General features: G+C 70.8%; 21 protein-coding genes. 4 read left to right on the top strand and 17 right to left on the bottom strand.

Annotation, left to right across the window (positions count from 1 at the left end):
• Positions 1-70: 70 nt before the first annotated feature.
• From ACOQFR_RS03815 to ACOQFR_RS03800, 4 genes are all read right to left on the bottom strand, one after another.
• Complete coding sequence (locus tag ACOQFR_RS03815) at positions 71-856, bottom strand: LytR/AlgR family response regulator transcription factor (protein WP_421378734.1); 786 nt, start codon at positions 854-856, stop codon at positions 71-73.
• The gene (locus ACOQFR_RS03810; RefSeq protein ID WP_421378732.1) at positions 853-1,938 is read right to left on the bottom strand and encodes a sensor histidine kinase; all 1,086 of its coding nucleotides are present in this window, start codon (positions 1,936-1,938) and stop codon (positions 853-855) included. The genes ACOQFR_RS03815 and ACOQFR_RS03810 overlap by 4 nt, the downstream gene beginning before the upstream one ends.
• Before the next feature lie 50 nt (positions 1,939-1,988).
• Positions 1,989-2,840 carry a DUF2306 domain-containing protein gene (locus ACOQFR_RS03805; RefSeq protein WP_421378729.1) on the bottom strand — a complete coding sequence of 284 codons (852 nt, stop codon included), beginning with the start codon at positions 2,838-2,840 and terminating at the stop codon, positions 1,989-1,991.
• Positions 2,841-3,695: 855 nt separating this feature from the next.
• Positions 3,696-5,066, bottom strand: coding sequence for a tetratricopeptide repeat protein (locus ACOQFR_RS03800; RefSeq protein WP_421378727.1), 1,371 nt, complete (start codon positions 5,064-5,066; stop codon positions 3,696-3,698).
• A 128-nt stretch (positions 5,067-5,194) separates the two neighbouring features.
• On the opposite strand from ACOQFR_RS03800, the gene ACOQFR_RS03795 reads away from it, so the two are divergent.
• Entirely contained in the window at positions 5,195-5,803 is a 609-nt protein-coding gene (locus tag ACOQFR_RS03795) for an ACP phosphodiesterase (RefSeq protein ID WP_421378725.1), read from the top strand.
• Position 5,804: 1 nt separating this feature from the next.
• On the opposite strand, the gene ACOQFR_RS03790 is transcribed toward ACOQFR_RS03795, so the two are convergent.
• The gene (locus tag ACOQFR_RS03790) at positions 5,805-6,416 is read right to left on the bottom strand and encodes a glutathione S-transferase family protein (RefSeq protein ID WP_421378723.1); all 612 of its coding nucleotides are present in this window, start codon (positions 6,414-6,416) and stop codon (positions 5,805-5,807) included.
• Between the two features lie 77 nt (positions 6,417-6,493).
• On the opposite strand from ACOQFR_RS03790, the gene ACOQFR_RS03785 reads away from it, so the two are divergent.
• A complete protein-coding gene (locus ACOQFR_RS03785) occupies positions 6,494-7,498 on the top strand; it encodes a helix-turn-helix transcriptional regulator (RefSeq protein ID WP_421378721.1) in 1,005 nt (334 codons plus the stop codon).
• Here the strand turns inward: ACOQFR_RS03785 and ACOQFR_RS03780 are convergent.
• From ACOQFR_RS03780 to ACOQFR_RS03735, 10 genes are all read right to left on the bottom strand, one after another.
• Entirely contained in the window at positions 7,495-8,457 is a 963-nt protein-coding gene (locus ACOQFR_RS03780) for a glutathione S-transferase family protein (protein ID WP_421379152.1), read from the bottom strand. The genes ACOQFR_RS03785 and ACOQFR_RS03780 overlap by 4 nt on opposite strands.
• 82 nt (positions 8,458-8,539) lie before the next feature.
• Positions 8,540-8,812, bottom strand: a complete 273-nt coding sequence (locus ACOQFR_RS03775) for a hypothetical protein (RefSeq protein ID WP_421378718.1) — start codon at positions 8,810-8,812, stop codon at positions 8,540-8,542.
• 134 nt (positions 8,813-8,946) lie between these two features.
• On the bottom strand, positions 8,947-9,318 hold the full coding sequence (locus tag ACOQFR_RS03770) for a VOC family protein (protein WP_421378716.1): 372 nt from the start codon (positions 9,316-9,318) through the stop codon (positions 8,947-8,949).
• 71 nt (positions 9,319-9,389) lie between these two features.
• Positions 9,390-9,881: a hypothetical protein gene (locus ACOQFR_RS03765; RefSeq protein WP_421378713.1), complete on the bottom strand. Its 492-nt coding sequence runs from the start codon at positions 9,879-9,881 to the stop codon at positions 9,390-9,392.
• Positions 9,878-10,447 (bottom strand): RNA polymerase sigma factor, encoded by a 570-nt coding sequence (locus ACOQFR_RS03760; RefSeq protein WP_421378711.1) that lies wholly within the window; start codon positions 10,445-10,447, stop codon positions 9,878-9,880. Before ACOQFR_RS03760 ends, ACOQFR_RS03765 begins: the two co-directional genes overlap by 4 nt.
• A 44-nt stretch (positions 10,448-10,491) precedes the next feature.
• A complete protein-coding gene (locus tag ACOQFR_RS03755) occupies positions 10,492-11,928 on the bottom strand; it encodes an alpha/beta fold hydrolase (protein WP_421378709.1) in 1,437 nt (478 codons plus the stop codon).
• A 120-nt stretch (positions 11,929-12,048) separates the two neighbouring features.
• Complete coding sequence (locus ACOQFR_RS03750; protein ID WP_421378707.1) at positions 12,049-14,052, bottom strand: ATP-binding protein; 2,004 nt, start codon at positions 14,050-14,052, stop codon at positions 12,049-12,051.
• Positions 14,053-14,247: 195 nt separating this feature from the next.
• The gene (locus ACOQFR_RS03745) at positions 14,248-14,670 is read right to left on the bottom strand and encodes a diacylglycerol kinase (RefSeq protein WP_421378705.1); all 423 of its coding nucleotides are present in this window, start codon (positions 14,668-14,670) and stop codon (positions 14,248-14,250) included.
• On the bottom strand, positions 14,667-15,740 hold the full coding sequence (locus tag ACOQFR_RS03740; protein WP_421378703.1) for a glycosyltransferase family 4 protein: 1,074 nt from the start codon (positions 15,738-15,740) through the stop codon (positions 14,667-14,669). The genes ACOQFR_RS03745 and ACOQFR_RS03740 overlap by 4 nt, the downstream gene beginning before the upstream one ends.
• On the bottom strand, positions 15,737-16,639 hold the full coding sequence (locus tag ACOQFR_RS03735; RefSeq protein ID WP_421378701.1) for a UDP-2,3-diacylglucosamine diphosphatase: 903 nt from the start codon (positions 16,637-16,639) through the stop codon (positions 15,737-15,739). Before ACOQFR_RS03735 ends, ACOQFR_RS03740 begins: the two co-directional genes overlap by 4 nt.
• 115 nt (positions 16,640-16,754) lie before the next feature.
• Here ACOQFR_RS03735 and ACOQFR_RS03730 point away from each other — a divergent pair, with 115 nt between their 5' ends.
• Positions 16,755-17,381, top strand: a complete 627-nt coding sequence (locus ACOQFR_RS03730; protein WP_421378699.1) for a hypothetical protein — start codon at positions 16,755-16,757, stop codon at positions 17,379-17,381.
• Positions 17,382-17,401: 20 nt separating this feature from the next.
• Positions 17,402-18,214 carry an alpha/beta hydrolase family esterase gene (locus ACOQFR_RS03725; RefSeq protein ID WP_421378697.1) on the top strand — a complete coding sequence of 271 codons (813 nt, stop codon included), beginning with the start codon at positions 17,402-17,404 and terminating at the stop codon, positions 18,212-18,214.
• Positions 18,215-18,246: 32 nt separating this feature from the next.
• On the opposite strand, the gene ACOQFR_RS03720 is transcribed toward ACOQFR_RS03725, so the two are convergent.
• On the bottom strand, positions 18,247-18,786 hold the full coding sequence (locus ACOQFR_RS03720; RefSeq protein WP_421378695.1) for a DUF3011 domain-containing protein: 540 nt from the start codon (positions 18,784-18,786) through the stop codon (positions 18,247-18,249).
• Between the two features lie 82 nt (positions 18,787-18,868).
• A complete protein-coding gene (locus ACOQFR_RS03715; RefSeq protein WP_421378693.1) occupies positions 18,869-19,933 on the bottom strand; it encodes an RNA polymerase sigma factor in 1,065 nt (354 codons plus the stop codon).
• Positions 19,934-19,991: the final 58 nt, after the last annotated feature.

Below are 19,991 nucleotides of genomic sequence, written 5' to 3'. Positions count from 1 at the left end.
CTTCCCACCCCTGGTCCGGACCAAGCGGCACTGTGCGCGATGGGGCCGGGCCTGACAAGTTGCCTTCGGCCTACATCTGCCGGAAATGATGCAGGTAGCTGCGGCTGACCGGCAGCACTTCCGGCCGGCCCTTGAGGTGGATGCTGGCGGTCTCGTTGTCGCCCCGCTGCACGCGGCTGATCGAGCGCAGGTTCACCACCACCGAGCGGTGCACCTGCACGAACTGCGTCGGATCGAGCTGGGCGGCCAGCTCGCGCAGCGGCGTTCGCACCAGGGTTTCGCTGGCACGGCCTTCGTCGCCGCGCCAGGCAATGCGCGTGTACTTCTCGTCCGAGCGCAGGTAGTCGATGTCCTCGACCGGCACCAGGTGCAGCGTGCTGCCGACCGAGGCACGGATCCAGCGCAGCGGGGCGGGCGCGGCATCGCCACGCAGCCGGGCCTCGAGCTGGTCCAGCAGGGCCTCGGTATCGGGCCGCGGCGTGGCCTCGCGCAGTCGCGCCTGCAGGCGCGCCACGGTGGCGGCCAGGCGTGCGGGCTCCACCGGCTTGACCAGATAATCCAGGGCGCCGTGTTCGAAGGCCTGCAGCGCGTACTGGTCGAAGGCCGTGACGAACACCAGCTGCGCGCGCGCGCCGATCACGCGCGCGGCATCCACGCCGCTGATGCCGGGCATCTGCACGTCCAGGAAGCAGACGTCGGGGCGGTGGGCTTCGAACATCGCCAGTGCCTCGCGGCCGTTGCGGGCCTGCGCCACCACCTGCAGCTGCGGCCAGGCCTCGGCCAGCTGGCGCAGCAGGGCCTTGCGCAGCAGCGGTTCGTCGTCGGCGACCAGGGCGGTGGGGTGCGTGTGGCTCATGCCGGCGGGTCCTCGACGGGGTATTCCAGCGTGGCATCGACGCCGCGCGGGCGTGCCGGCGACACGGCCAGCCGGGCCCGGTCGCCGTAGGCCAGCTGCAGGCGTTCGCGAAGATTGGCCAGGCCGGTGCCGAGACCGCCGTGCGAGGCCTGCAGCCCCACGCCGGTGTCGCTGACCTGGACCTGCACGACACCGGCGCGCTCGCGCACATGTACATCGATGCGGCCGCCCTCCTCGCCCGGGTCGATGCCGTGCCGCACCGCATTTTCCACCAGGGTCAGCAGCGCCATCGGCGGGCAGGGCCGCGCCAGCAGCGCCGCGTCCACGTGCAGCGCGTACTGCAGGCGATCGGGCATGCGCATGTGCATCACCTCCAGGTACGCGCGCACCAGGTCCAGCTCCTGGCCCAGGGTGGAGGTGTGCTGGTGCAGGCGCGGCACCGCGGCGCGCAGGTAGGCGATCAGGCTGCCCAGCACCTGCGAGGCCTGTGGCGAGCCCGAATCCACCAGTTCGCGCACGTTGGCCAGCGTGTTGAACAGGAAGTGCGGCTCGACCTGCGCCTGCAGCCGCTGCAGCCGCGCATCGGCCTCGCGCCGCGCGAACTGGCTGCGTTCGAGTTCGAAGGCCAGGGCCTGGCGTTCGGCCTGGCCGCGGATCTGCCCCATCAGCGCGGTGATTGCCACCCAGGGCGCGATCAGCAGCGACAGGAACGTGATCATGATGAAGCCCTGCACGCGGCCTTCGGTATCCAGGTACCAGGGTTCGGGGTAGTCCAGCGTGGTCAGCGTGTACACCCCCATCACCAGGGGCGGCGAGAACACCGCCACCGCGACCACCTGCAGCGTCCAGCGCGCCAGCCAGCGCGGCAGCCGGCGCGGCCAGCGTTCGAACAGGCCAAACACCAGCAGCAGGCCGAAGCCCGTCAGCAGCAGCCGTGCCAGCAGCACCGCGTACGAGGCGCGCCAGCCCAGCACCAGCAGCAGGCTCAGCCCGAACCCGATCGCCAGCACGATGCGCATGCGGCGCCAGGCGAAGATGCGCCGGAGGCCCTGCGGTTCGGCGGGCGGGAGGTCGGTGGCCATGCCGGGAAGATAGCAGCGATGCGGGCCGCGGCAAGCGCCCGCGACCGGCGTCAGAGGTGCGGCAACCACAGCATCATCGTCGCCGCGAAGATGCCGGTGGCGGTGGCGAGGGCGCACAGCCCCAGCACGCCGGCCATCGTGATCCGCGCCGCGCGGCTGCCGCGGTCGCGGGCACGCAGGTACAGCTCGAGCACCGCCAGCGGCAGCAGCGTCTGCGCGAAACTCAGGAACACCAGGAAGGGTCCGGTGAAGGTTTCCGGGTCGAAACCCACCGGCCCCTGGTTGACCAGGATCCAGAACATCAGGCCGACCCGGAAGAACCACACCGCCGAGGCCGCCAGGAACAGCCGCAGCGCCCAGCGCCGGTGCGCGTCGAGCCGCCGCGCCAGCGCCTGCCGCAAGGTCATTGCCGCGCAGGCCAGCACCCAGGCGGCGTTGAGCAGGATGCCGGCATCGCGCAGGTCGGGACCCTCGCCCCGCACCAGGATCATGTAGGCGCCCGCCAGCGCCACCAGCACCACCACCGGCAGATAGATCCGACCATTCCAGCGATGGAAGGCGGGCCAGCGGCGCCGGATCGCGGCCACCAGCTGCAGCGCGCCGCCACCCATCACCACCGCCGCCAGCAGCACGTGCACCAGCACCGCGGCATTGCCTACGGTATCGCCCGGCACGTGGCCCTCGGGCAGCACCTGGTTGAAGTCCTGCAGCCGTCCTGCCCAGGTGGCGCGGCCGTAGAAGCCGACGATGTAGGCCACGAACAGCCACTGCCCCAGCGCCGCCACGCCGAACCACAGTGCCGCGGCGGCCGCGAGCGGACGCGAGCCCGTGTCCGTCGCGGCAGGCCTGCCGGCGCCCGCGTCCCGCAGTGCGATCACCTCCTCCTCGAAGCTTGCTTTCATCGTGCGGCCTCCCGTCGTCTGGGCCGCACTGTGGGCGGGTCCCGGCCGGGAAACATCCGGCATGCGACGGACGACGGATTCCCGGGCTCCAGCCACGTCAGCGCGGCGCTGCCGGTGCGCCGTCATTCGTCCTGCGGTGCCGGTCGTTCGTCGCATCCCCGTTGCCGGCAACAGCGCCGGTGGCCACGGTGCAGGCGAGCCACGTACGGAGTGCGCCATGACAGGGATCCACATCCTCGCCGGCCTGGTCGCCCTGGTCGCGGGCGCGGCCGCGCTGCTGGCACGCAAGGGCTCGCCGCTGCACCGTCGCGCCGGCCTGGCCTTCGTGGCCGCGATGACGCTGTTGTGCGGCAGCGCGGCACTGCTCGCCGGACTGGTGCGCCCCGACCGCGTGAACCTGATGGCGGCGCTGCTCACCTTCTACCTGGTGGCCACCGGCTGGCTGGCACTGAAAGGGACGGTCGCCTGCCAACGCGGCTGGCTGGTGGCCCTGCTGATGCTGGCCCTGGGTACCGGGCTGCGCGCGCTGCAGCTGGGCATCGAAGGCCTGCGCAGCGCAGATGGCCGCGTGGAGGGCCTGCCCGCGGCGCCGCTGCTGGTGTTCGCCCTGCTGGGCCTGGGTGCCGCGGCGCTGGATCTGCGGCTGCTATGCAAGGGGTCCCTTGCCGGAACCTCGCGCCTGGTGCGGCACCTGTGGCGCATGGGGACGGCGATGTTCCTGGCGACGGCCTCGTTGTTCCTGGGGCAGGCGCAGGTTTTTCCCGACCCGATCCGCAAGCCCTGGCTGCTGGCGCTGCCGGTGCTGGCGGTGGTGCTGCTGGTGGCCTACGGGCTGGTGCGCACCGTGTGGCAGGCTCACTCGCGCGCGCGGCGCACCAGGTTGAGCAGCACCGCGATGCAGGCGAACGAACCGGCCACCGGTACCAGCGCCAGCAGCGTGAACACCCAGGTGCGCAGCGGCGACGCGCCGAGCTCCGCGCAGCAGCGGTGAACGCCCCAGGCGCCGACCACGGCGAGGACAAGGGCGGCAACCTGCAACGGCCGGCCGGGCATCACCGGGGCCAGCAACAGCAGCAGGATGAAGGCCCCCGCGCCGAGGCCCAGCGCGTAACGGCCCGCGTGCCAGCCCGAGGGCGCACCGGCAGGCGTGCCCGCCGCCACGGTCGGCGCGCGCGTGGCGGGAACGGGCGCCCGCGACGGAGTGCCCGTCCGCGGCGCCGCGGGCGCAGCGGGCCGGCGTGCAGCGGCGGCCCGGCTCATCGCCATCGCCTCCAGCAGCTGGCCGCGTTTCTGTATCCGTTCGGCCATCAGGCCGGACTCGAGCATCGTGCCCGCCATGACGCCTTCGCGCGCGGCGTTGGCCGAGCCGCGTGCGCGCGCCACCAGCATCAGCGCATTGGACAGCGTGGTGTCCTGCGGAACGCCATGACCATGGCGTACGGCCAGCCCGAGATGGAAGGTGGCCTCGGCATGTCCGGCATCCGCCGCCTGCGCGAACCAGCGCGCGGCCTGCGCCAGGTCCTTGGGCCGGCCGTCGCCGTGCTGGTAGCAGACGCCGAGATTGAACTGGCAGCCCTGCGATCCGCGCTCGGCGCCGCGCTCGAAGCAGCGCGCGGCCTCGGCCATGTCCTGCGGCACCTTCTGGCCGGTGATGTATTCCACACCCAGGTCGAACCAGGCCTCGTGGTCGCCGTCCTGCGCACGCTTGCGCAGGGCGTCCAGGGTTTCGCCGGGCGTGGGTTCCAGCGCCAGCGCCACCGGCGCGACGGCCGGCGTCGCGGTAGCCGTTGGTGACGAGCCCGGCCTGGCGCCGCCCTGCTTCCACTCGGCCAGGCGCTGGTCCAGCAAGGGCGCCAGCCGGTCGAAGTTTTCCCAGGTGTCGGGAAGGCTGCACAGGTCGTCGTTGGGATGACCGGTGTCGGGCAGGTCGGCGCCGAAGACCTGCTCGTAGTCGGCGATGAACTGGCGTTCGTAGTAGGACGCGGTGAAGGCGTTGCCCTCGTCGTTGAAGTCCTCGTCCATCAGCTTGCCGTCGCACTGGTCGAAGTAGAACTGGCTGCCGGTGACCTGGCGCGCCAGCAGCGGCGCCAGCGTCGCCGCGTCGTGCCCGAGCAGGCCGCGCGACGCCGCCCAGGCCAGGTACATGCCGGCGTGCGTGCCCGCGGCCTCGTTGTCCAGATCGGTCTCGAAGTTGAGGAAGGCGAACTCGGCGTCGTCGTACTTCATGCGGGTCCCGGCGTGCCGGCCGGGAGGGCCGGACCTTCGACCATGCTGCCGCAGGTCCGTGCAATTTGCAGCAGGCCGACGCCGGGATCGCCGAAGGTATGCTGTGCCCACCCCGCCTGGCGCGCCCGATGAACTTCCTCGCCCACGTCTACCTGGCCCGGCACAGCGACGACGCCATGCTGGGCGCGTTGCTGGGCGACTTCGTGGGCACGGCCGGCATCGACCTCTTCAAGCCCGAGGTTCAGCGCGAAATCCTGCTGCACCGGAAGATCGACAGCTACACCGACCAGCATCCGGCCGTGCAGGCAATGCGCGCGCTGTTTCCCGACGGCCGCCGGCGCTACGCCGGCATCCTGCTGGACGTGTATTTCGACCACCTGCTGGCGCGCGACTGGGCGCAGTACAGCGACGTGCCGCTGGACGTCTTCAGCCGCCATTTCTACGACGTGCTGATGGCGCACCTGCCGGTGCTGCCGGCGCGGCTGCAGGCGATCGCGCCGCGCATCGTCGAGCACGACTGGTTTGGCATGTACCGTCGGCGCGAAAACGTGGACGCCGCGGTGACCCGGATCGCCACGCGGCTGTCGCGCAACGGCGACAAGCTGGTGGCCTGCCTGCCGATCCTGCGCGCGCACGAAGCGGAAGTGGCCTCGGGCTTCCAGCCGTTCTTCCGCGACCTCGTGGCCTACAGCGCGCAGGCCCGGACCGTTCTCGAGGCCAACGCGGCGCCGGCGTGAGCTACATCGCCGCGTCGAGCTCCCCGGCGCGCTGCATGGCCGGATGCGCCGCCATCCGGTCGATGTACGCCTGGATCACCGGCAGCTTGGGCACGATGCCGAACGTCGTCGTCCAGCGCAGCGCTGTGGCCCAGAGGAAATCCGCAGCGCTCAGGCGGTCGCCCAGCAGGTAGGGGCCACGTTCGAGCTGCGCGACCAGCGTGGCGATGACCGTGTCGTAGTCGCCGTAGGGCGAGGTGGACGGGTCCAGCGGTGCGCGCTTGAACGCATGGTCCACGACGGCCGGCTCGAAGCTCGAGCCGTAGAAGGCCAGCCAGCGCAGGTAGGGGCCGCGCTGCGGATCGTCGAAGGCCGGCGCCAGCCCGGCCTCGGGAAAGCGGTCGGCAAGGTAGATCGTGATGGCCACCTGTTCGGTGATAACGGCGCCGTCGTGCACCACGGTCGGCAGCTTGCCCAGCGGGTTGATGGCCAGGAAGTCGGGTCGGCGGGTCTCGCCCGCACTGAAGTCGCGCAGTTGCACTTGGTAGGGCGCGCCGAGGGCTTCGAGCAGCACGCGGGTGCCGGCGGAGCGCGACTTGGGGTTGTGGTACAGGGTCAGGGTGGATGCGGTCATGGCAGGCCTCGGTGGCAGGACGTGCAGACAGGCTAGCGCGCATTGCGGACAATTACTGTCCTCGACAGGCTGCGGCCATGTTGTCCACGTCGGCCCGCCTGCTACGCCTGGCCAGCCTGCTGCAATCGCGGCGGCACTGGCCCGGCGGCGCCCTGGCCGAAGCGCTGGGCGTGGATGCGCGCACGGTGCGCCGCGACGTGGACCGGCTGCGCGAACTGGGCTATCCGGTCGAAGCCTCGTCGGGCCTGGGCGGTGGCTATGCCCTGGGCCGCGGCGCCGCGCTGCCGCCGCTGGTGCTGGACGACGAGGAAGCGGTGGCGCTGGCGATCGCGCTGCGCACCGCCGGCGACCACGTCGGCGGCATCGAGGCCACCACCCTGCACCTGCTGGCCAAGCTGGACCAGCTGCTGCCCACGCGCCTGCGCCGGCGCGCCAGCGCGCTGCACGCGGTTACGCTGTCGCTGCGCACGGGCCCGCCGCTGGTGCATGCAGACCTGCTCAACGCGCTGGCCACCGCCTGCCGCGATGGCCGCCACCTGCGCTTCCGCTACCGCAAGCATGCCGGCGACACGGGCACACGCCAGGTCGAACCGCTGCGCCTGGCCAATTACGGGCGCCGCTGGTACCTGGTGGCTTGGGACAGCGACCGCGCCGACTGGCGCAGCTTCCGCGTGGACCGCATCGAAGGCCGGCCCGTGCCCGGCGAGGCCTGCGCGCCGCGCGAGGTGCCGCACGACGTGGCGCAGCGCCTGGAGCGCGGCATCGCGTACACGCCGTTCGCCTGCCGCGTCACGCTGCGCGTGGAAGGCAGCCTCGAATCGCTGTCAACCAAGATCCCGCTGTGGTGCGGCATCCTGGAAGCCGAAACCGACACACACTGCCTGCTGCGTGTCGGCGCCGACAGCGTCGAAAACCTGTTGGCGCAGGTGCTGATGATCGGCGAACCGGTGACGCTGGTGGACGGCGGCGAGTTCGGCGCACCCATCCAGGCCGCGCTTTCACGGATGCAGGCGATGTTCGGCGCGGCCGATCCCGCCGGCAGCGCCCTTGCCGGAGGCCGGAAACGCCGGCCTGCCGGTTAGGACTTCCGCAGCCAGTCCTGCACCGGACCCAGCGGCACCACGCCGGCGGGGTTGAGCTGGGCGTGGCTTTCGAAATAGTGGTGCTTGATGTGGTGCAGGTCCACGGTATCGGACACGCCCGGCACGCGATAAAGCTCATGGAGCAGGCGCGATAGATTGGGGTAGTCGGCGATGCGGCGAAGATTGCACTTGAAGTGGCCCACGTACACCGGGTCGAAGCGCAGCAGGGTGGTGAACAGGCGCCAGTCGGCTTCGGTCACCTGGTCACCGCAGAGGTAGCGCTGCGCGCCGAGGCGCTGTTCCAGCCAGTCCAGGGTGTCGAACAGCGGCACCACGGCCTCTTCGTAGGCGTCCTGGGTGGTGGCGAAGCCGGCCTTGTACACGCCGTTGTTGACGTCTCGGTAGACGCGCTTGTTCACCTCGTCGATGGTGGCGCGCGGTGCTTCGGGGTAGTAGTCGCCCGCCGTGACGCCGACCTCATCGAAGGCGCTGTTGAACATGCGGATGATGTCGGCCGACTCGTTGCTGACGATGGTGGCGCGCTGCCGGTCCCACAGCACCGGCACGGTCACGCGGCCGCTGTACTGCGGATCCGCCGCCAGGTAAATCTCGTAGAAGCGCTCGGCGCCATGGATCGGATCCGGCACCACGCCGGGACCCGGCGCGAAGGTCCAGCCTTCCTCGCCCATGTACCAGTGCACCACCGACAGGCCGATGTGCGGCTCGAGTCCCTTGAGCTTGCGGAAGATCAGCGTGCGGTGCGCCCAGGGACAGGCCAGCGCCACGTACAGGTGGTAGCGGCCGGATTCGGCCTTGAAGCCGCCTTCGCCGGTGGGACCGGGGGCACCATCGCGCGTCACCCAGTGGCGGAACTGCGATTCGGAGCGCTTGAACCGACCGCCCGTGCTCTCCGTGTCGTAACCCTTGTCGGTCCAGCGTCCGTCCACCAGAAGGCCCATGGCATGCTCCACGTCGTCGTTTTTGTTGGAGACCACGCTAACGCCTGGCACCGAAAGCCAGCGTGAGCGCACGACGCTTGAGTCAGGCCTCGTTACGGGAGGGACCACAAATCCGCGGATTGGCGGCGCAGAATTCCTGGTAGAGCTCGGCGCGCTCCGCCGGACTCATGGCCTTGGGCAGCAGCACCGCCGTCTGTCCCGCCTTGAATTCGACAGGATGCTGTTTGCAGACCGAATAGAGTTCGCGCGAGTCGGCGCCGGCGATGGCCATGCCATCGCGGCCCAGGGCCACCACGGCCGGCGACAGGTACTGGATGGTGAAACTGTGCTTCGAAAGAATGAAGACACATTTCATGATCGTGTTTCCGGTGCCACGTCTCTGGGGTACAGGGTGCGGCCCCGGTCGGGGGCCCGGGACCGCTTTGAATATAACGCCGATCAGCGTCCGGGATTGCGGCCGATCCTTGGCAGCATGCGGGCGCCGGACCGCTAGCGGTGCTGGTCCACCAGCACCGGATTGCCATCCGGATCGGTGAGCACGAAGTGCGCCGGGCCGCTTCCGCTCTCGTCGGCCGGGGTGGTCGGCGTGATGCCCCGGGCCCTCAGCTGCCGCTGCAGCTCGCGCACGTCGGTGAACGGATCCACGTTCTGCGCGTTGCTGTCCCAGCCGGGATTGAAGGTCAGCAGGTTGCGGTCGAACATGCCCTGGAACAGGCCGATCACGTGCTCGCCGTTCTTCAGGATCAGCCAGTGCTGGTCGATGTCGCCGCCCAGCGGAGTGAAGCCGAGGGCTTCGTAGAAGGCGCGCGACGCGTGGATGTCCTTGACGGCGAGGCTGATGGAAAACGCACCGAGGTTCATGGCGGGCTCCGGGCTGTGGCGGGCGCCGACCATGCTAGCGCAGCGGGGGCACGGCGCCAGTGGCCGCGCGGCTAGGTGCCGGACGCCGCCCGAAGCTCGCGCTCGAGCTGGTCGCGACGATCGCGCAGCTGCATCCGGTGGCGACGCGCGCGCACCAGCACGACGACGGACACGAGGCTCATCGCCGCCCCCAGCAGCGCCGCCCAGCGAAGCGCCGGCTGGCCCCCGGCAAAGCCCAGCCCGGCGGCACCCGCGGTGAATGCCAGCGAAAACGCCACCGCCATCGTGCCCGCCATCACGCGATGGTTGGCGAGCAGCCCCTGGCGATGACGCAGCGTCCAGGTGGCGTAGCCGGCCCAGGCCAGGGCCATGCACAGCATCACGCCGAAGGCACCCTGCGTGCGCAGGGGCAAGCCCGGTTCGGTGGCCAGCAGCGAGCCGAGCACGATGGCCATGCCCAGCGATACCAGCAGCAGGGCCACATGGGCCACGCGGGCCGGGGTGGAAAGGTGTTGGTCGGTGATCCGGGCCAGGGCCTGGGTAAGCGGGTCGTGCGGGGTCATGGCAGGGTTTCCTCCTGGGTAAGGGATTGCCTCAGCAGCTGGCGGGCACGGAACAGCCGCGACTTGACCGTGCCCACCGGCACGCCCAGCGCCTGCGCCACGTCGGCCAGCGGCAGTTCATCGAGGTGGAACAGGGTGATCACTTCGCGCTCGACCATGGGCAGCCGGTGCAGGTGCCGCTCGACGTCCAGCGTGGCCTCGAGCCGCCCGGCGCCATCGCCGGGCTCGGCCATCTGGTCGAACACGTCGGCCGCGTCGTGGCGCGAGGCGTAGTGCTGGCGGAAGCGGTCCATCAGCACGCGGTGCGCGATGCCGAACAGCCACGAACGGAACTGCTCCGGCTGCCGCAGCCGGCCGATGCCCTGTACCACGCGCAGCCAGATGTCCTGCGTGAGCTCATCGGCCGCCTCCGGATCGCCGGTGACGCGCAGCACGTGCCGGCGCAGCGGGCCGGCCCAGCGCATCACCAGCGGCTCGAACGCCGCGCGTTCGCCAAGCTGGCAGCGCAGCACCAGCAGTTCGTCGGCACGGGCAGTGGCAGTGGCGGTGGCGGGATCGGGGCGCATGGCGGGTCCGCGGGGCTGGGCCAAGGATGTCAGGTCCATCGCGGTCAGCGCACGGGCTGGAACCGGATCGGCGGCAGGGCCACCGTGTCCGGCACCGGCGCGTCGGCGAGGAAGGCCGAAATCACCGCCCGCAGCGGCGCCGAGCCGAACAGGTCGAACTGGTGCGTGCCGTTGCGCAGCACCACCACCTTCGCGTTCGGCAGGCATTGTGCGATCTCGTGCGCATTTTCCAGCGGCGTGCGCGGGTCCAGGTCACCGACCAGGATCAGCGTGGGCAGGTCGCTGGCCCAGGGCGCGCGGAACGCATCGCCCAGGTCCTGCACCCCCCAGGCGTCCGACATCGCCGGGCCCGGGAAATTCACCGCGGCGCCGAGCAGCGAATCGCCCTCTTCGCGCGCGATCCGGGCCGCCCGCGCCGCGCCTGGCGCCGCGCTGAGGTCGGTGAAGTGCTTCATCGCCGAGCCCAGTCGCCAGTGGCGGCGCTGCTCCAGCACCAGCGGCGCGACCGCGTCGAAATCGCCGCGGGCCATGCGCGCATAGGCCGCCGGCAGCGTGGCCAGCGTGCGCGGATCGCCCAGCGCGCGCAGCGTCAGCAGCTGCAGGTCGAGCACGCCGATCGGAATGCGGCGCAGGTGCCCGCTGCCATCGCGCAGCCGCACCGTCACGGGGTTGCCGCGCAGACGCTGCATCACGCTGGCGATGTCGCCCGGCAGGCCGGGGCGCTGCGCGCGCTCGGCCACGCGTGCGATCACCGCATCCACCTGCGCCGGCAGTTTCCAGGTGTGGTCCGGACCTTCGGGTGACACCAGCACCAGCCGCTGCACGTGGGCGCCATGTCGCCGCGCGATGGCGATCGCCAGATGGCTGCCGTAGCTGCGGCCCCACAGCACCAGCGACCGGTAACCGAGCGCCTCGCGCAGGGCATCCGCATCTTCGGCGCTTTCCACCGTATTGAACGCCAGCGGATCGACGCCGCCTGCGCGCAGCCTGGCGGCCGCCCGGGCGCTGCCGGCGCGGATCAGCGGCAGCCAGCTTTCCGCCGAACCTGGCGCGTCCAGGGGCAGCGCAACGGTGTCGGGCAGGTCGAGCTTGGGCAGGGACTGGCCGGTGCCGCGCTGGTCCATGCCGATCACGTCGCCACCGAACAGGGCGAGCGCGGCGCGGCCGTGGCGCGCCAGCGACATCACGCCGTCGATGCCGGATGCGCCGGGGCCACCGGCCAGCACGAGGTGGGCGGTGTCGCCGCGCGCGTCGCCGGAGCGCACGCGAACGAAGGCGATGCGCAGCGTCGGGCCACCGGCCACGCCCCGGCGCGCGGGCACGTCCAGGGTGCCGCGGGTGATGATCAGCGCCGAGCCATCCTGCGCGGTCAGTTCGGTGTCGGTGGCTGCCAGCGCGGGCGACGACGCGCGGGTGGGCGATGCCAGCGTGAGGGCAAGGACGAACAGCGGCGCGATCAGGCGCAGGCGAAGCGGATTCATGGGCGACTCCTCGATGGGAAGACCGGACCGGCCGCCGGGCAGGCGGGGTCCGTTATCGAGGTAGTCGGGCCAGGGGGCAGCGAGGTTCACGTCCCCCGCAAATCTCCTGCGGGCGTTTGCTCAGGCCCCGTCGGGCAGGTCGTCGAGCAGGCGCTGCAGCGCCGCCAGCGTCACCGGCTTGGCCAGGTGCGCGTAGAAGCCCGCGGCCTGCGACAGCTCGCGGTCGGCAGCCTGGCCCCAGCCGCTCACCGCGGCCAGACGGATCGTCCGGCCCCAAGGCTGTGCGCGCACTGCACGGGCCAGGGCGTGGCCGTCCATGTCGGGCATGCCGATGTCGAACAGGCCCAGCTGCGGATGGAATTCCTCGGCCAGCGCCAGGCCGGTGGGCCCGTCGTAGCCCACGCGCACCTCGTGCCCCAGCACCTGCAGCAGGCGCGCCAGGCTGTTGGCGGCGTCGCGGTTGTCGTCCACCACCAGCACGCGGTGTCGCCGCGCTGCGGGCACCGCCGCGGAACCGTCCTCGGCGATTGGGCTGGCGTCGGGATTCGACATCAGCGGCAGCCGCAGTACGAAGCGGCTGCCCTGCCCCGGCCCCTCGCTCTCCGCGTGCAGCGTGCCGCCATGCAGCTCGGCCATGCGCCGGGCCAGCGCCAGGCCGATGCCCAGGCCGCCCTGCGCGCGCCCGCGCGCATCGGGCAGCTGGGTGAACATGCCGAAGATCGATTCCAGCGCATCGGCGGGCAGGCCCGCGCCATTGTCCTGCACGATCACGCGCACGCCACCGGCGTCGAGGTCCAGCGACAGGTCGATGCGGCCGCCGCGCGGCGTGTACTTGGCGGCGTTGTTGATCAGGTTCTGCACCACCTGGGCCAGGCGGGTCTCGTCGCCGTCCACGTAGACCGGGGTGGCCGGGAGCTGCAGCTCAAGCTGGTGCGAGTGCGCCTTCACCGTGGGCGCGCTGGTTTCCACGGCGCTGCGCACCACGCCGACCAAGTCAAGGCGCGCGCGCTGCAGGTTCACCTGGCCGCGGGTGATGCGGCTCACGTCCAGCAGGTCGTCCACCAGGCGCGCCATCTGCTGCACCTGTCGCGTGATCATCGCGCGCACCGAGCCGTCGGGGTCGCCGCCCTCCATGCCCAGCAGGTAGGTGGCGGTGGTGAGCGGGGCGAGTGGATTACGCAGCTCGTGCGCCAGCGTGGCGATGAATTCGTTCTTGCGGCGGTCGCCCTCGGCCAGCTGCGCCACCAGCGACGAAAGCTGGGCCTCGCTGGCGCGCAGCGCGGCATCGGCGGCGCGGCGCTCGCTGACGTCGTTGAACAACACACCCAGCTGGCGGTCGGCGGGATCGCCGATGCGGAAGGCATACACGTCGTACCAGCGACCCAGGGATTCGGCGCGCAGCTCGAAGCGCTGCGGCACGCCGTCCTCGGCGATCTGGCCGTAGCGTTCATACCAGACGGGTTCGTGGTCGGGCAGGAACTCGCGAACGGTGCGGCCCACCGGATCAGAAAATCCGGTCTGGCGTTCGAAGGCCACGTTGGTCAGCGCGAAGCGGTAGTCGCAGTGCCGGCCCTCCTCGTCATAAATCATGTCGATCAGGCAGAAGCCTTCGTCGATCGCGTCGAACAGCATGCGGAAGCGCGATTCGCCTTCGCGCAGCTGCAGCGCCGAGCGGTCGGCGCCCTGCTGGGCCAGCACGCGGTCGGTGCTTTCGTGGGCCAGGGTGAGGCAGCCGGCCACGCGGCCGTGCTCGTCGCGCCAGGGCATCACGCTGGCGTCGAACCACGCATCCCGCGGCTCGCCATCGCGGACCAGCCGGAACTGCACGGCCTGCAGCGCCACGGTCTCGCCGGCCAGCGCGCGCTGGTAGGCACTGCCGCAGCCGCCGCCCACCTGCCCGAAGCCTGCCTCGGCGCTGAGCGCCAGCGACGTGCCCGGGCCGACGCCGACCAGGCGCGCGTACGCATCGTTGCAGACCAGGGCGTGGTCGGGACCGTGCCGCAGGGCCATCGGGAAACCCGAGGCCAGCAGGATCTCGACGGTGTTGCGCAGCGCGGGCGACCACTGCGCGATCGGGCCCAGCGAGGTGGTCGACCAGTCGAAGGCGCGGATGTGGGCGGCCATGGGGCCGGTGCCGCGCGGCCAGCCGGCGGAACCGGGCTGGGTCATGTGCTCGCGGACCGCAAGAGGAAAAGCGCCATGTGATCCCCGGCTCTGGAAAGGTCCCAGGCCGCGGACCGCGATCTGGCTGCCAAGGGTCGCACAGCCCGGGCACGACGGGAATCGCTGGCAAAGGCCGCCGGCTACACCGTCGCGAACTCAGGCCAACAGCGCCTGCAGCGCCGGCCCGGCCACCAGCACCCAGGTCACGGCGCACAGCACCAGCGCCAGGAATACCGCGGCGCTGCCCAGGTCCTTGGCGCGGCCCGAGAGCCGGTGGTGGTCGAAGGAGATGCGGTCAATGGCGGCCTCGATGCTGGAGTTGATGAGCTCGACGATCAGCACCAGCATCACGGCCGCGATCAGCGCGACGGTTTCCAGCGCGGGCAGCGGCAACAGCACCGCGGCCGGCACCAGCACCGCGGCCAGGATCAGTTCCTGGCGGAACGCGCTTTCCACCCGCACGGCCTGCACCAGCCCGCGCAGCGAATAGCGCAGTGCGTTGGCGATGCGGCCCAGGCCACCGACGCTCTTGTACGGGCTTTCCGCCGGCGGCGAGGGCCGCGACGCGCCTTCGGTCACGGCGTGCCCCGGCGCGGCGCCATCGGGTTGGCCGAACGCAGGGCCACGTCGTCGTCGGCACTGCCCACGCCGATCGGGTGCAGGTAGGACAGGAACTGGCGCGTGCAGGCTTCCCAGGAATAGCGCTCGGCGTGGGCACGGGCCAACTCGCGCGGGATGGTCAGCGCTCGCAGCGCAGCCGCGCGCAGGTCTTCATCCAGTGCCCCCGCGGGCGAATCACCGATCACGTCCACGGGTCCGGTGACAGGATAGGCCGCCACCGGGCAGCCGCAGGCCATGGCCTCCAGCAGCACCAGGCCGAAGGTGTCGGTGCGGCTGGGGAACACGAAGACATCGGCGGCGTTGTACAGCGTGGCCAGCTCGGCCTGGCCCAGCACGCCGGTGAAATGCACTTCGGGGAACTGCGCCTTCAGCCTCGGCAGCGCCGGCCCGTCGCCGGCCACCCATTTGGTGCCGGGCAGGTCCAGTCGCAGGAAAGCTTCGATGTTCTTCTCCACCGCCACCCGGCCCACGCACAGGAAGATGGGCTTGCTCAGGTCATGCGGCATCGGCGGGCCCGGCTTGAACACGTCCAGGTCCACGCCGCGCGACCACAGCACCACCTTGTCAGGCGCGAAGCCGGCGTCCACCAGGTCGCGGCGCACCACTTCGGTGGGCACCATCACCGCCTCGGCGCGGCCATGGAACCAGCGCAGGAAGCGGTAGGTCACCGACAGCGGCAGCGCAGTGCGGGCGCGCACGTATTCCGGGAAACGCGTGTGGTAGGCGGTGGTGTAAGGCAGCTTGTGGCGCAGCGCGTACGAACGCGCAGCCAGGCCCAGCGGGCCCTCGGTGGCGATGTGGATGGCCTGCGGCGCGAAGGCATCAATGCGTGCGCGCACCTTGCGGCCGGGCAGCAGCGACAGCCGGATGTCGGGATAGGTCGGGCACGGCACGGTGCGGAACTCGAGCGGCGTCAGGAACTCGACCGTGTGGCCCAGGCGCTCGAGTTCTCGGCGCGTGGACTTGAGCGTGCGGACGACGCCGTTGACCTGCGGCTCCCAGGCGTCGGTGACGATCAGGATCTTCATCGCGCGACCTCGACGGGCGCGGCCAGGGCCGGCGCGGCCGGCTTGCCGGGCGAGGCCGGCAGCGCGATCAGCGGCGTTTCGTCGGCGCGGATCTGGCTCCATTGCATCAGCCGCAGCTGGCCGTGCTCGTCTTCCACCAGGGCGGTCAGGCTTTCCACCCAGTCGCCGTCGTTGCAGTACAGGATGCCGTCGATCATGCGTATCTCCGCCTTGTGGATGTGCCCGCAGACGACCCCGTCGAGGCCACGCTCGCGCGCGGCGCGCGCCAGCGCCACTTCGAAGTCGGTGATGAAGGACACCGCGGCCTTGGCGCGGTGCTTGAGGTACTGCGACAAAGACCAATAGCCGAAGCCCAGGCGCGCCCGCACGCGGTTGAAGCTGTGGTTCAGCGCCAGGATCAGCGTGTACATGGTGTCGCCCAGCACGGCCAGCCAGCGCGCGCGCTGCACCACCGCGTCGTACAGGTCGCCGTGCGTCACCAGCAGGCGGCGGCCGTCCGCCGTGCGGTGCACGGCCTCGGACACCAGCTCGATGCCGCCGAAGGCGTGCCCGAAGAAGTCGCGCGCGAACTCGTCGTGGTTGCCGGGCACGTACACCACCCGCGTGCCCTTGCGCGCCTTGCGCAGCAGCTTCTGCACCACGTCGTTGTGCGCCTGCGGCCAGTGCCAGCCCTTGCGCAGGCGCCAGCCATCCACGATGTCGCCGACCAGGTAGAGGGTGTCGGCGTCGTTCCACTTCAGGAAATCGAGCAGGAAGGCCGCCTTGCAGCCCGGCGTGCCCAGGTGCACGTCGGAAATCCAGATGGTGCGGTGGCGATGCGACGAAGGTTCGTCGGCGCCCTCGCCGTCAGGCAGGGGAACGACCAGCGAAGTACGCGGCGGCAGCAGCGGGGCGTTCATGCTGGGAAGACAGCATTGGTGCGGGACATGACAGCACGATGAAGTTGGCAGGATCTCCGTTGCCCGTCCCGGCTCCGCAGATGACGGGTCGCCCGCCCCGGGTTAGGCTTTCGCCATGGACCCTGCCCCGCCCCGCCCCATCGAAACGAACCCGGCCTCGCCACCCCGCGAGCCTGGATTCCTGGGCAGCCGCGCCTTCGACCTGCTGATGGGCCTGGGCGTGCTGCTGATCTCGGTGGCCTCGCTGGTGATCGCGGTGAATGCCAACCGCACGCAGGACCGCATGCTCGCGGCCAGCGTCTGGCCTTCGTTGATGTTCGGCACCAGCAATGTTTCGGACGATGGCAAGCCCCAGATCGCGCTGGACCTGCTCAACCGTGGCGTCGGGCCGGCGCGGACCCGCTGGGCCGAGGTGGCGTACGACGGCGCGCCCTTGCGCAATCTCGACGATCTTCGGGCGCGCTGCTGCACCGATCCCGTGTCGATCGAGAGTTATTCCAGCGGCGTCCAGCGCCGCGTGCTCGGCGCCGATGAGTGGATCCAGCTGGTGCGCGTGACGCGCGAGGGCGTGCCTGAACCGCTCTGGCGCGAACTCGAGGCCAGCCTGTCGAAGATTCGTTTCCGGGCGTGCTACTGCTCGGTGCTGGACGACTGCTGGCTGCTCGACAGCGACACCGACGAGCCGGAGCCCATGGATCGCTGTCCGACGGCGCCGGCGGTGCTGTGGGGCGTGCGGGACTGAGCGGGATTCAAGGACGGGCCATGGCAGCGAACGCGGCGTGGATACCGATGATCCGGGCGATGCTGGCGGTCCTGTTGCTGTGCCCGTGGTCGGTCGTACATGCCGCCGAGCAGATGCTCGAGTTCGACATCGCGGGCCAGCCGCGCCGCGTGCTTGTTTTCGTGCCGGATGGCCCCAGCGCCGGACCGCGCACGCTGGTCGTGGTCTTCCACGGGCGCGGCGATGACGACCGCGCCTTTGCCAACGCCGTGCGCCTGCACAAGGATTGGCCCGAGGCCATCGTGGCCTATCCGCGCGGCGAGCTGCGCGAGGGCTCCTCCCAGCGCGGCTGGCAGTACCGCGTCGGCGACCAGGGCGATCGCGACCTGGCGCTGACCGACCGGCTGCTGGAGGAAATGGCCCGCCGCTACGGCACGCGCCCGGAGTCAACGCATGTGGCCGGTTTCTCTAACGGGGGCCACTTCACGCTGCTGCTGCTGGCCGAACGATCCGAGGCGTTTGCGACGTTTACCGTCATCGGCTCGGTGATGCCGGGGTTCCGAAGTGATTCACCGCCAAGGCCCGTGCTCTACCTGTTTGGCCGCGGCGAGGACCGGCGGCACAAGGAAGACTGGGCGTCCACCGTCGAGGCCCTTGCCCGCCACAACCTCACGCAGGGTCCGCTGACGAAGGTGATGGGCTGCTGCCATCGGCAGTCGCCGGCGCCGGGCGGCGCGCCCTTCGTGTTCGGGCTGTACGGGGCTGGCCACATCTGGCCGTCGCAGGGCAATGAATGGCTGAAGGCCTTTGCCGGATCGTCAGCCGATCGCCACCAGCAGAAAGCGGCGCCGTAGCGCCGCTTTCCGTGCCGCACGGGTTCGTGCGATCAGTTCATCTGGCACATGCCGTTGGCGCCGCCGCGGATGGTGAACGACGCGTCCACCGACCCATCGGGGTTGCGGCTGATGCTGACCGTGGACGCCCCGGCGCTGGCCTCGTAGTAGTTGTCGTTGACCTTCTTGAGCTTGACTTCCTCGCCGTCGAAATAAACCGGCCCGCCTTCGTCGGCATGCACTTCCATGCCGGCACAGACCGCGTTGAAGCTGGGCAGCTTGCCGGAGGGTGCCGCCGCGGCGCGGCCGGCGGAGGAATGGTGCGCCGAATCGGCCGCATCGTGGCTGGTGTTGGAGAACACCGCACGGCAACCGCCCTCGACCCAGATCGAGTGCTTGTTCAGGCCCCAGGTGCTGCCCTCCACGCAGGCCGCGTGGCTGAGCTGCCGCACCACCACGACGGTGCCGCGGGTATCCATGTCGCACTCGCTGCGTTCCTTGCCCTTGGACTCACAGACCACTTCTTCCGATGCCAACGCACTGCTGGAACACATCGCCAACGACAGCATCAACAGCATGAGGGGTGCACGCATGATGATTCTCCGAAAAAAACGGGACAGGGGAGCCGCGCCTGACACGTGCACGGCCCGCAGGGGGGGGGGCTGCGTGCCCACTCTACTCCCGCCCCGGAGGGGGCTGGCAAGCGGCGGAGATCGCGCCAGGACTTCCATCGGGCGCGTCGCGCCGATGCCTGCGCTGCATGCGCCGCCGCTCGTAGGTCAGCAGCATCAGCGCCGCGCTGAACCCCACCGCCGTGCCCATGATTTGCCAGGTGGGCCAGCCGGCATATACCGACCAGCTCAGCACCACCATGTAGCTGCCCATCAGCGCCCCGTAGACGATGCCGTTGTGCAGCAGCGAACGGTGCTCGCCCGGGCTGCGGGCCTTGGCCAGGTGGATGCGGGTTTCGAACACGACGGCGGCGACCACGATGCCGACCGAGGCGAGCATGGCGGCCACCGCGCCGGTGGACAGCTTGGCCATCGCGCCCAGGGCTCCGGTCTTGGCCATGCCCGCGCCCGTCGCGGCGGCCGTGGCCGGCGCGGACAGCGCCACCGCCGTGCCCACCGACACCGTGAACGCCAGCGCGGGCGCACTGGCACGCGCGGCATCGGCCACGCGTTTCAGCAGCTCCTCGCGCAGGCTCTCGCGCCCGCGCTGCAGGCGCTTGCGCACCGCCGCGTCGCTGATGCCCAGCAGCGCCGCCACCACCTGCGTGCGTTCGCCTTCGCGGTAGAAGAGCAACAGCACGTCGCGGCTGGTTTCCGGGATCTCGTCCAGCGCCTCGGCCAGCAGCCGCGCCTGGTCGTTGCGCTCGAAGGTCTCGGCCGGTCCGGCGCCCGTGTCCGCGGCAACGGTGGCCAGCGGATCCAGCGGGTCCACCGGCGTCTCGCGGTAGCGCTGCGCCCGCACGTGGTCGATGGCCCGGTTGCGCGCCACCTGCCGCAGCCACGGCAGGAAGCCGCCCGGGTTGCCCAGCTGGGACAGCCGCTGCCAGGCGGTGAGGTAGGTTTCCTGGGCGATGTCCTCGCTGGTCTGCACGTCGCGGGTGACGGCCAGGGCCACGCTGGCGACCATGCGCTGCGTGGCCGAGACCAGGCGGCCGTAGGCCACCGTGTCGCCGCGCTGGGCGGCGGGCAGGTCGCGGGCGATCAGGGTGTTCAGGAGGTCGGGGGTCATGGCCGTTCTCGGTGGGAAGCTACCGATAGAACGAGTGGCGGCCAGGGATGTGACATCG

The sequence above is a fragment of the Arenimonas sp. MALMAid1274 genome (assembly GCF_049195245.1).
GTDB lineage: Bacteria > Pseudomonadota > Gammaproteobacteria > Xanthomonadales > Xanthomonadaceae > Arenimonas.
This window is presented reverse-complemented; position numbering and strand designations above follow the sequence as displayed.

What these genes read in the sequence shown, in the direction of transcription:
- ACOQFR_RS03815 (WP_421378734.1), bottom strand. Translation starts at nt 856, where the DNA reads ATGAGCCACACGCACCCCACCGCCCTGGTCGCCGACGACGAACCGCTG.
- ACOQFR_RS03810 (WP_421378732.1), bottom strand. Translation starts at nt 1,938, where the DNA reads ATGGCCACCGACCTCCCGCCCGCCGAACCGCAGGGCCTCCGGCGCATC.
- ACOQFR_RS03805 (WP_421378729.1), bottom strand. Translation starts at nt 2,840, where the DNA reads ATGAAAGCAAGCTTCGAGGAGGAGGTGATCGCACTGCGGGACGCGGGC.
- ACOQFR_RS03800 (WP_421378727.1), bottom strand. Translation starts at nt 5,066, where the DNA reads ATGAAGTACGACGACGCCGAGTTCGCCTTCCTCAACTTCGAGACCGAT.
- ACOQFR_RS03795 (WP_421378725.1), top strand. Translation starts at nt 5,195, where the DNA reads ATGAACTTCCTCGCCCACGTCTACCTGGCCCGGCACAGCGACGACGCC.
- ACOQFR_RS03790 (WP_421378723.1), bottom strand. Translation starts at nt 6,416, where the DNA reads ATGACCGCATCCACCCTGACCCTGTACCACAACCCCAAGTCGCGCTCC.
- ACOQFR_RS03785 (WP_421378721.1), top strand. Translation starts at nt 6,494, where the DNA reads ATGTTGTCCACGTCGGCCCGCCTGCTACGCCTGGCCAGCCTGCTGCAA.
- ACOQFR_RS03780 (WP_421379152.1), bottom strand. Translation starts at nt 8,457, where the DNA reads ATGGGCCTTCTGGTGGACGGACGCTGGACCGACAAGGGTTACGACACG.
- ACOQFR_RS03775 (WP_421378718.1), bottom strand. Translation starts at nt 8,812, where the DNA reads ATGAAATGTGTCTTCATTCTTTCGAAGCACAGTTTCACCATCCAGTAC.
- ACOQFR_RS03770 (WP_421378716.1), bottom strand. Translation starts at nt 9,318, where the DNA reads ATGAACCTCGGTGCGTTTTCCATCAGCCTCGCCGTCAAGGACATCCAC.
- ACOQFR_RS03765 (WP_421378713.1), bottom strand. Translation starts at nt 9,881, where the DNA reads ATGACCCCGCACGACCCGCTTACCCAGGCCCTGGCCCGGATCACCGAC.
- ACOQFR_RS03760 (WP_421378711.1), bottom strand. Translation starts at nt 10,447, where the DNA reads ATGCGCCCCGATCCCGCCACCGCCACTGCCACTGCCCGTGCCGACGAA.
- ACOQFR_RS03755 (WP_421378709.1), bottom strand. Translation starts at nt 11,928, where the DNA reads ATGAATCCGCTTCGCCTGCGCCTGATCGCGCCGCTGTTCGTCCTTGCC.
- ACOQFR_RS03750 (WP_421378707.1), bottom strand. Translation starts at nt 14,052, where the DNA reads ATGGCCGCCCACATCCGCGCCTTCGACTGGTCGACCACCTCGCTGGGC.
- ACOQFR_RS03740 (WP_421378703.1), bottom strand. Translation starts at nt 15,740, where the DNA reads ATGAAGATCCTGATCGTCACCGACGCCTGGGAGCCGCAGGTCAACGGC.
- ACOQFR_RS03735 (WP_421378701.1), bottom strand. Translation starts at nt 16,639, where the DNA reads ATGAACGCCCCGCTGCTGCCGCCGCGTACTTCGCTGGTCGTTCCCCTG.
- ACOQFR_RS03730 (WP_421378699.1), top strand. Translation starts at nt 16,755, where the DNA reads ATGGACCCTGCCCCGCCCCGCCCCATCGAAACGAACCCGGCCTCGCCA.
- ACOQFR_RS03725 (WP_421378697.1), top strand. Translation starts at nt 17,402, where the DNA reads ATGGCAGCGAACGCGGCGTGGATACCGATGATCCGGGCGATGCTGGCG.
- ACOQFR_RS03720 (WP_421378695.1), bottom strand. Translation starts at nt 18,786, where the DNA reads ATGCGTGCACCCCTCATGCTGTTGATGCTGTCGTTGGCGATGTGTTCC.
- ACOQFR_RS03715 (WP_421378693.1), bottom strand. Translation starts at nt 19,933, where the DNA reads ATGACCCCCGACCTCCTGAACACCCTGATCGCCCGCGACCTGCCCGCC.